The organism is Roseibium sp., from assembly GCF_025698965.1.
In the GTDB taxonomy this organism is placed as follows: Bacteria; Pseudomonadota; Alphaproteobacteria; order Rhizobiales; family Stappiaceae; genus Roseibium.
The window spans coordinates 1-9,032 of sequence record NZ_JAILWL010000261.1 but is presented as its reverse complement, the minus strand read 5'-3'; the positions used below and the strand labels follow the sequence as shown (position 1 = coordinate 9,032).

Annotated in this window: 10 protein-coding genes; 5 read left to right on the top strand and 5 right to left on the bottom strand. The window is 55.8% G+C overall.

From position 1 onward, the window contains the following. Positions 1 to 289, bottom strand: a 289-nt coding sequence (locus tag K5905_RS19815) for a LysE family transporter (RefSeq protein ID WP_297586878.1), incomplete at its 3' end; no start/stop codon positions are given. A 107-nt stretch (positions 290 to 396) separates the two neighbouring features. Between K5905_RS19815 and K5905_RS19810 the strand changes: the two genes are divergently transcribed. Continuing rightward, positions 397 to 750 carry a helix-turn-helix domain-containing protein gene (locus K5905_RS19810; protein ID WP_297586877.1) on the top strand — a complete coding sequence of 118 codons (354 nt, stop codon included), beginning with the start codon at positions 397 to 399 and terminating at the stop codon, positions 748 to 750. Between the two features lie 83 nt (positions 751 to 833). On the opposite strand, the gene K5905_RS19805 is transcribed toward K5905_RS19810, so the two are convergent. Continuing rightward, positions 834 to 1,289, bottom strand: coding sequence for a methylated-DNA--[protein]-cysteine S-methyltransferase (locus tag K5905_RS19805; protein WP_297586875.1), 456 nt, complete (start codon positions 1,287 to 1,289; stop codon positions 834 to 836). Positions 1,290 to 1,423: 134 nt separating this feature from the next. Here K5905_RS19805 and K5905_RS19800 point away from each other — a divergent pair, with 134 nt between their 5' ends. From K5905_RS19800 to K5905_RS19785, 4 genes are all read left to right on the top strand, one after another. After that, positions 1,424 to 2,329 (top strand): DMT family transporter, encoded by a 906-nt coding sequence (locus K5905_RS19800; RefSeq protein WP_297586873.1) that lies wholly within the window; start codon positions 1,424 to 1,426, stop codon positions 2,327 to 2,329. 214 nt (positions 2,330 to 2,543) lie between these two features. Then, entirely contained in the window at positions 2,544 to 3,128 is a 585-nt protein-coding gene (locus K5905_RS19795) for a L,D-transpeptidase (protein WP_297586879.1), read from the top strand. Between the two features lie 44 nt (positions 3,129 to 3,172). After that, entirely contained in the window at positions 3,173 to 3,706 is a 534-nt protein-coding gene (locus tag K5905_RS19790) for an OmpA family protein (RefSeq protein ID WP_297586871.1), read from the top strand. A 137-nt stretch (positions 3,707 to 3,843) separates the two neighbouring features. Continuing rightward, entirely contained in the window at positions 3,844 to 4,935 is a 1,092-nt protein-coding gene (locus K5905_RS19785; protein ID WP_297586870.1) for a LacI family DNA-binding transcriptional regulator, read from the top strand. A gap of 66 nt (positions 4,936 to 5,001) precedes the next feature. On the opposite strand, the gene K5905_RS19780 is transcribed toward K5905_RS19785, so the two are convergent. The 3 genes from K5905_RS19780 to K5905_RS19770 form a co-directional block, all read right to left on the bottom strand. Beyond that, positions 5,002 to 6,639, bottom strand: a complete 1,638-nt coding sequence (locus tag K5905_RS19780) for a BCCT family transporter (protein WP_297586869.1) — start codon at positions 6,637 to 6,639, stop codon at positions 5,002 to 5,004. A gap of 30 nt (positions 6,640 to 6,669) precedes the next feature. Beyond that, positions 6,670 to 7,083 (bottom strand): universal stress protein, encoded by a 414-nt coding sequence (locus K5905_RS19775; RefSeq protein WP_297586867.1) that lies wholly within the window; start codon positions 7,081 to 7,083, stop codon positions 6,670 to 6,672. A gap of 239 nt (positions 7,084 to 7,322) precedes the next feature. Continuing rightward, positions 7,323 to 9,032 (bottom strand): diguanylate cyclase (locus K5905_RS19770; RefSeq protein ID WP_297586865.1); only part of this gene is annotated, 1,710 nt, incomplete at its 5' end.

The window sequence follows — 9,032 nt, the reverse complement described above, 5'->3', positions numbered from 1 at the left end:
AATCCGGTTTAGAGCGCCATAACTTAATTCCCAGCCAGATCAGGTAGAGTGCTCCGGCGAATTTCAGGGCTGTAAACAGTGTTGCCGATGCAGCAAGTACCGCGCCCGCGCCGAGCAAGGATGCGGTCATTGCCGTGAAATCCCCCAGAACTACACCAGACGTTGTCGCCCAGACCGCCGATCTGCCGCTGCTGATTGCATAACCGACCACGATCGTAATCGTTGGACCGGGTATGGCAAGCAGGGCTGCGCTTGCTGCGACAAAGGCAATCCAGAGTTCGAAACTCATTTTCAACTCCTTTGGGGCTGGAAATTCATGTGGTATGAAACCTGTTCGCTATGTAAATCATAGCGCATGGAGCGCAATCGCGCTATTAAAAACATAGTGAAGGACGCATGGCCAAAATCCCGTATCCCGGAAAGCCAGTTCGTGGCTCAAAAAGCGGCGCGCCGATCATGGCTCTATTCGACTTGCTCGGGCGGAGGTGGGCGATGGGCGTGCTCTGGACCCTGTGTGAAAACGAACCTTCGACCTTTCGAGATCTGCAGGAAAAGTGCGAGAGCATTTCCCCAGCCGTATTGAACCAGCGCATCAAGGAACTCCGGCAGGCTCAGTTTATCGATCGCAGCGAACAGGGATATGTGTCTACACCGCTCGGGCGGGAGCTTTACGATCAGCTGGTTCCACTTGGCGCATGGGCAAAAAAATGGGCGCAGAAGTTGCCGGATGAAACTTCGGTTGAAAAATGAGACGAACTTCAGGTTCGGAGGACTGGATCAGGGGACTAGTTCAGGGGACTAGTTCAGGGGCCAGATCAGAGGACTGGAGCTACCTAGAGAAGAAAGGGGAAGCCTCCCTCCATTTTCAACAGCGCAATTTTGGTGTCGGTTCCTCCATCACCCGAATAGCCGCCAAGTCCGTTTGCCGACAGGATCCTGTGGCACGGTATGATGATCGGAATTGGATTTGCGCCGCAAGCCTGACCGATCGGCTGACCGTAGGTGTTCAGTTCCTTGGCCAGATCGCCATATGTCCGTGTCTCGCCATAAGGAATGGCAAGCATGGCCTTGAAGACTGCCTGATGCAGATCACCGCCTTTTGGAGCCAGGGGCAGATCAAAATTCTTCAAACGACCGTCCATATAGGCCTGAATCTGAGCGATTGCCTCATTGAGAAGTGGCGTTTCTTCTTGGCGCGGTGACCCATTCCATTGTAGTTGGGTGATTGCGCCGTCGACTTCATGAATGGACAGGCGCCCCAGCCACGTTTCAATTTCTGCAACAGGCATGACAGTCTCCGCTCTGGAAGGTCCTGTGTAGCGTTTGGCCGGACTTATCACAACCGGGCAGGTCCAGTCGGGCTTTGACCGCTTTCCAAATTCATCCGAGTCCGAGGATGAACACGCGAAAAGGCTAGACGCTGATGGCGCAACACAGTCCGGAACAGCAGACGCTCGGCGGGGCTGCCTCAACAACCCCGATTGCAGGCATCGGCCTGCTTGTTCTGGCGCTGCTTGGTTTTTCCCTCCTGGATGCGACTGCCAAGTATCTTTCAGCCAGCCTGCCTGTCCTGCAAATCGCCTGGATGCGGTTCGTCACCCATGTGATTTTGACCCTGATCTTTTTTCAGATCTGGAAAGCACCGTCACTTTTTAAAACCAAACGTCCGTTTCTGCAGATCATCCGCGCCTTGTGCCTGCTGGGAATAACAATTTTCAATTTTCTGGCTGTTCGCTATCTGCAGCTGGCGGAAACGACATCAATCATGTTTGCGGCACCATTCGTCATTACAGCCCTTGCCGGCCCCATGCTGGGTGAATGGGCGGGGCTCAGGCGATGGGTGGCGATCGTGGTCGGTTTCGCAGGCGTTCTCGTGGTAACCCAGCCAGGGATGGGCGGCATGCACTGGGCAGTCATCTATTCGGTGATTGCGATGATATTCTTTGCTGTTTACGCGCTTCTCACCCGACAACTGACAGCCACCGAAAGTTCTGCTGGCATGTTGATCATTTCAGGTGTCGTCGCCTCGGTGGCCATGGCTCCGGCCGGACTGTCCGTGTGGGTCATGCCGGAAGATGTCTGGACCTGGGTGTTGTTGTTTGCCCTCGGTGCGTTTGGTGCAGGTGGGCATTTCCTTTTCATTCTCGCGCACCGCGTCGCGCCTGCTCCGGTGCTCGCACCGTTCAACTACACGCAGATCATCTGGATGATCGCGCTGGGCTACTTTATCTTTGCAGATGTCCCGACACTCACCACCCTTGTCGGAGCTGCCATCGTCATTTCTTCCGGGCTTTACATTCTCTATCGGGAGCGGGTCCGAGGCATTTAGAGATTTGGCAATGCGCAATGCGGATTCTGATCTTCCCGATACGTTACAAATAGGATCCGGCGGTTGACGGGTTGCCTGACTTTCCTTCTTAATACCGCCTGCCGTCGGACAGACGGCGGAAAAATTGGTCGCCAGCCTGTTTAGGAGGAATGGGATGGAACTGGATCGCCGAAAGTTTTTGGGAGGAGCGGCAGCGGTCGCAGGTACTCTCGCAATGCCGCAGTTCGCGCAGGCAAATGCCGCGGCGAATGCTTATTTCAACGGTTATCAGCCGGACAACGGATATCAGTACCGGCGGACCAATATGAACCGCATCCAACCGGTCTGGCGTCGCCAGATGGTAAAGTATTTCAGCCCCGAACCGCCTGGAACCGTGGTGGTCGATACGTCAAATCACTTCCTTTACTGGATCTGGGAAAACAACACTGCGCTGAGATATGGTGTCGGGGTCGGGCGTGAAGGCTTCAAATGGTATGGCCGGGCGCGGATCGACCGGAAAGCACTCTGGCCCCGCTGGGTGCCGCCACCTGAAATGCTGAAACGCCAGCCTGACCTGCCGCGCAAAGTGGAAGGCGGGGCTGCAAACAATCCACTCGGTCCAAGAGCTCTTTATCTCTACAGGGGTGGCCAGGATCTCGGATACCGGCTGCATGGCACGCTCGAACCCTGGAGTATCGGCCGGGACGTTTCCAGCGGCTGCATTCGCATGTTGCCGGAGGACGTCATCGATCTTTATCAGCGCTGCCCGAAGGGGACGGCGGTGCTGGTTCTGGAGCATCTGGGTGCAAGCGCCGGTTAAAGCCGGCGCTCAGGAAACGCGATTTAAGGTTTTTGGGGGATTCCTTGGGAAATAATTTTGGCCAGATCGGCCGGGGCGCAGCGATCGCCCTTTTATGTGGTTTCGGGTTGGCTGCGTGTAACAGCGCAGGCAACTTGTCGTCTCCGGATGTCACCAACGCACCGGCTGCCGGCTTTGTTGATGTCAATCCCGGCTCGGAAGAAGAATTTATCGTCAATGTCGGGCGGCGCATTTATTTTGACAAGGGGTCTGCAGTCGTCACGGAAGAGGCCAAGATGACGATTGAAAACCAGGCCAGGTGGCTCAAACAGAACAAAAAGTGGCTGGTCAAGGTCCAGGGCCATGCGGATGACGGCGGAGGCGAATCGAAAGAAAAGACCTTGTCGACGCAACGTGCCAATGCGGTCATGACCGAATTGGTCAGTCTTGGTGTCAGTCCAAACCGGGTGTGGGTCAAGGGGTATGGTATCGAGCGTCCGGTGACAAATTGCGACGATATCACCTGCCAGTCTCAGAACCGAAGAGTGGTCGTCAACCTGAGGGAAGAGTTCGACGATTCCGCTCCCCAGCAGCGTTGAGCAACGGCCAGAACGCTGCAATGGCGTTCTGGCTTGCATTCCTACGACGAAGAGACCAAAACAAATGACTGTTTCCTATCATCGGAGACAGCTATAACGGGCGCTCCTGTCGCCGCAGCGGTATTTGAGAATAATAAATGTCAGAAGACAACGGATCCAAACCACCGTCACCAGAACTGCCGCCCAAGCCCGGAAAACGACTTACGCTCGGACATATTGCCGACCAGCTCGGCATTTCGACCGCGACGGTGTCCCTTGCGTTACGGGACAGCCCTCTTGTTGCCGAAGAGACACGCGAAAAGGTCAAGCAGACAGCGGAAGAGATCGGTTACATCTACAATCGGTCGGCGGCGTCGCTGCGCACGTCCCGAAGTCAGATAGTCGGGGTTGCCGTCCACGACATTCTCAATCCGTATTTCGCCGAGGTGTTCTCGGCGCTTGAAGATGTGCTCGAAGAGCAGGGGCAGATGATTTTCATCTGCAATCACCGGGACGATGTGAAACGCCAACGAGCGTTTGTGAATACGCTTTTACAGCACAGGGCGGACGGCCTGATCCTTTGCCCGTCCGTCGGAACGTCTGCCGAAGAGATCAACCGGCTTGTCGACCAGGGCATACCCGTCACACTTGTTGCCCGTGAGGTTTCCGGTGTCTGGGCTCCTTGCGTGCGCGGTGATGACATGAGCGGTACTTATCAGATCACCAAGCATCTGCTCGCCCAGGGCCACAACGACATTGCTATGGTGGGCGGGCGCCGGGACAGTTCCACCGGCCGTCTTCGCAATGCCGGATGGCGCAAGGCGTTGAGCGAAGCCGGCATCGATCCGGAAGGGCAGGTCGACCTGCCTGAATTGATGACGCAGGCCGATGGCCGCGCTGCCGTCCCGAAAATTCTTGAGGCCGAACCCCGGCCGACAGCGGTTGTCGGTTTCAATGATCTGGTCGCCTTCGGCATGATGACAACACTGCGCCGGGCCGGTGTCGAGCCCGGTCCCGACATTGCTATTACGGGATATGACGACATTGACGGGGCGGATGCCCGCACGCCGGCGCTGACCACAGTTGCCAATCAACCGGAAAAGATAGGACGCCTTGCGGCTTTGACGCTGCTCCGGCAGATCGCCGGAGACCGCGTTCCCAACAAGCCGATTGTCATTGAACCTGAGCTTCGTGTCCGGGAAAGTTCGCCGCCTCCGGGCGTTCGCCTTGCGCCCCGACTTGAGGAATAGGCACTGAGGTCAAGGGCAGGGGGTCGAAACAGGGCGGCATGGCCGCCCTGCTTGTTTTTGAGCGGCTTACCGCGGTTCGTCCCTGAGACCCTTGAAGATCGCGTAGCATGCCAGCAGCAGCACGATCGTGAACGGGAAGCCGGTGGATACAGCCATGGCCTGCAAGGCTCCCAACCCGCCACCAAGCAGCAGGGCGATTGCCACCAGTCCTTCAAAGGTGCACCAGAATACCCGTTGGGATACAGGCGCATCGACCTTGCCGCCTGCCGTGATCGTGTCGATGACAAGCGATCCGGAATCTGACGACGTGACGAAGAATACGATTACCAGAATGATCGCGATAAACGACGTGATCGATGCGAATGGCAGATCCGCCAACATGCCGAACAGCGACAGTTCAGGGCTGTAGCTTGCGATGACGTATTGGTGCACCTGGCTATCAGGACCGGTCAGAACCTGCTCGATTGCAGTGCCGCCGAAAGCCGTCATCCAGATGACCGATACGATTGTCGGAATGATGAGGACGCAGATCACGAATTCACGCACGGTCCGGCCACGGCTGACGCGGGCGATGAACATACCGACAAACGGCGACCAGGAAATCCACCAGGCCCAGTAGAAGGACGTCCATCCCTGACGGAAGCCGTCGTCTTCACGGCCGAATGGTATGGACAAGGGAATGACATTCGAAGCGTAGGCGCCAAGATTGGAGACGAAGCCGGAAACGAGTTCAGCCGTTGGTCCGGCCGTGATCACGAAGACAAGCAACAGCGCTGCGATCAGCATGTTGATCTCAGACAACACCTTCACGCCGCCGTCGAGACCACGCAACACGGATATCAGCGCGACAAGCGTGATCCCGATGATCAGCACGACCTGCGCTGCATTGCTGACCGGAATGCCGAAGACAAATTCCAGGCCGGCATTTGCCTGCTGTGCTCCGAAACCCAGAGACGTTGCAAGCCCGAACAGGGTTGCGAACACGGCCAGAATGTCAACGATATGGCCCGGCCAGCCCCAGGTGCGTTCTCCGAAGATCGGATAGAACACCGAGCGCATCGTCAGAGGCAAACCCTTGTTGAAGGTGAACAGCGCGAGCGCGAGCGCGACCACAGCGTAAATTGCCCAAGGGTGAAGACCCCAGTGGAAAATCGTGGCCGCCATTCCAACGGCCTTGGCCGCAGCGACGTTTTCCTCAATCAGGTTGCCGTCCGCATCAAAGGGCGATGGGACGCCGATCGGTTCGGAAAACGCCATGTGATAGACCGGCTCCAGGACACCAAAGAACATGAGGCCGATCCCCATGCCCGCCGCGAACAGCATCGCGAACCAGCCGAAATACGTGTAATCGGGATCCGCGTCCTTGCCGCCGATACGGACACTGCCAAGCGGCGTGACGATGAGCACGAGGCAAACGAGAACAAAGACGTTGCCGGAAATGATGAAGAACCAGTCGAGATTGGATGTCAGCCATTTGCGCATCGCGTCGAAGACCGGGCCGACTTCGTTTTGAAACGCGAGGGTCAGAAAGACAAAGGCGACGATCGACAGGCCGGAGACCAGAAAGACCGGATTGTGAATGTCCAGATTGAACGGGCCGACACTGGTTTCGATATTGTCCTGTCCGATTTCGTAATCGGTGTCGATGACATTCGCAGCCCCTTCTGGGCCAGGAATCCCCTGGGTGGTTGTTTCTTCGCTCATGGGAGCGTTCCTTGTTGTTCGAGAAAACTGTTATCTGACGAGAAAGACAGAGACATCCGCGTGGGAGGCGATCCTGCCTCCGTTCGACGGCCAGAAGTAATCTGTCAATTTGGGAGCGTGGGTCGCCATGACGACCAGGTCGGCGCCGGTCTCATCTATTGCCTTCAGCAGCGCGTCTTCCAGTTCTGCCACCGGATCATGTGCAAATGCAGCGTGCCCGGAGGCCGGGACACCGTGTTTGGCAGCCTGCGATGCTGCATAGGCGTCCAGTTTGGCTCGAAACTCGTCGGGTGTGTGTGCCAGGGAGCCTGGAACCGTCGATGCGACAGCAGTAAATACGATTGGGATGTTGTCGGCTTTTGCCAGATAAACACCAGTAGAAACAGCTTTTTCAAGTGTATCCACATGGTTCAGGTCGATTGGAATTAGGATTTTCTTGAACAATATTTCCTCCCTGATCTGTCCTGAATCGTTGGCTGGGTAGCTGGTTTCAGGAAGCGATCTGGTGGAGGGCAGGGTGTTTTGATTTTTTTATCTGTTACCGCTCCACTATCTCTTACGATATTGCGGTTAACTTAGCGGTCAGCGTCAAAGGAACGTCATGGGCGAGCGATGACGCGACACGAATGCCATTATACAAACGTATTGGTCGATTGCGACCGGCATTTGACTGAAGGTGTCGGTCATGTCGTCATCGGTTCCGCTTCAGGGTCGAAGGCGACGCATTTGTTGCGGCCGGACGACTTGGCTTTGTAAAGCGCCGTGTCGGCTCTTTGCATCAACGACGAAAACTCAACGTCTTCGGGAGAGGACGTTGCCAGTCCCATACTGCAGGTGACTGTCTGGTCGACGTGATCCAACTGGCATTCATCGATGATTTTCCTGCGGAGCCTTTCGCAGACCCGCAAGGCGCCCTGTACGCCCACGTCGCACAAAATCAGACAAAATTCCTCGCCACCAATACGGCCGAAAACGTCGGTATTGCGCAGCGCTTTTCCGATCGTATCTGCAAAGAGCTTAAGAACCTCATCGCCTGCCGCATGCCCGTGTCGGTCATTGATTTTCTTGAACCGGTCGATGTCCATCATCACCGCGGTAAATGCCTGTTTCGTCCGCCGGTAACGCTGGATTTCGGTGTTGGCGCGTTCCATGAAGGCGCGCCGGTTCAGGATTTGTGTCAGGTCGTCGATACTTGCGACCCTCTCCAGATTGATTTTTGCATCCATGAGCGCCTGATGGTCACGCTGCCGCGCGATTTCATGTCCAATCCAGTCCGCAAACTGGCGAACAATCTGAATGTCAGCTGAAGTGAAGGGGCGTTTGCGGACGTCGGGTGCAGTGAAATTGATCGTGCCGTGCAGAATGCCGTCCACCAGCAGGGGCGCACCGATATAGGTCTCCAGTGCAAAAATTTCATAACAGGGATGTTTGGCGAATTCGGAATTGGCGGCATTCGCCGTTGCGATCGGCTCATCGGCCTCAAGTGTCAGAACGCAATAGGTGTCTTCAAGCGCGAACGAAGCTCCCGGTTTGATTTCAGCATTCGGACTGTGTGCATGCGTCACCCTATAGTGACCTTCGACCACATGACTGATTATGCCAAAGGGAAGTTCAAAGTGATCGCTGCCAAGTCTCAGGATCTCGGCGATCTTCTCTTCGTGACTGAGTTCGCGGGTTGATGTTATCGAATAAAGTTCCGCAAGCGTCGTTTCCGTTTTTTTGCGGTCTGTGATGTCGTTGACCAGAACAACGAGGCCTTCGACGTTGCCTTCCTGGTTGATGCGCGGACTGCAATCCATTTGACATTCGCGTGTCACGCCATCGGGAAAGTGTAGACTGAACTCCTTCGATGCCTTTCGACCTTTCAGCGCTTCCTTAAAGAGTTTCTGAACCTCTTCTCGCTCGTTTAACGGGAGCCTATCGCGAAGCATCGTCCCAACAAGTTGATAGCTTGTGCCGTTAAACCATTCGCAACCTACCTTGTTGAGGTACTGACACCTCCCGTCAGGCCCAACTTCACCGACACAGGCCGAAATACTGTCCGCCATCAGATGAAGTTTCTGATAGGCCTTTTCCGCGAGTGCTTTTGCTTCCTTCATTTCGGTGATGTCGGCACGAATTCCGGCAATACCTCCGCTTCTGGTCCTGGTCTCCGATATTCTCAGCCAGCGCCCGTCCTCAAGGTTCTGTTCGATGACGGAACCATCCGCTGCCTGGTGTTTTGCAAGACGGTCGGCGAGCCAGGCTTCGTCGTCCATCTCGCCGGTATCGTATTGTTTCCTGTTCAGGCCGAAGCGAAGAATGTCTTCAAAACGGTTTCCGGGGAAAATGGCTTGTGCCGAATGGGCATAGATGTCCCGATAGTTGTCGTTGCACAGGACCAACCGGTCTTC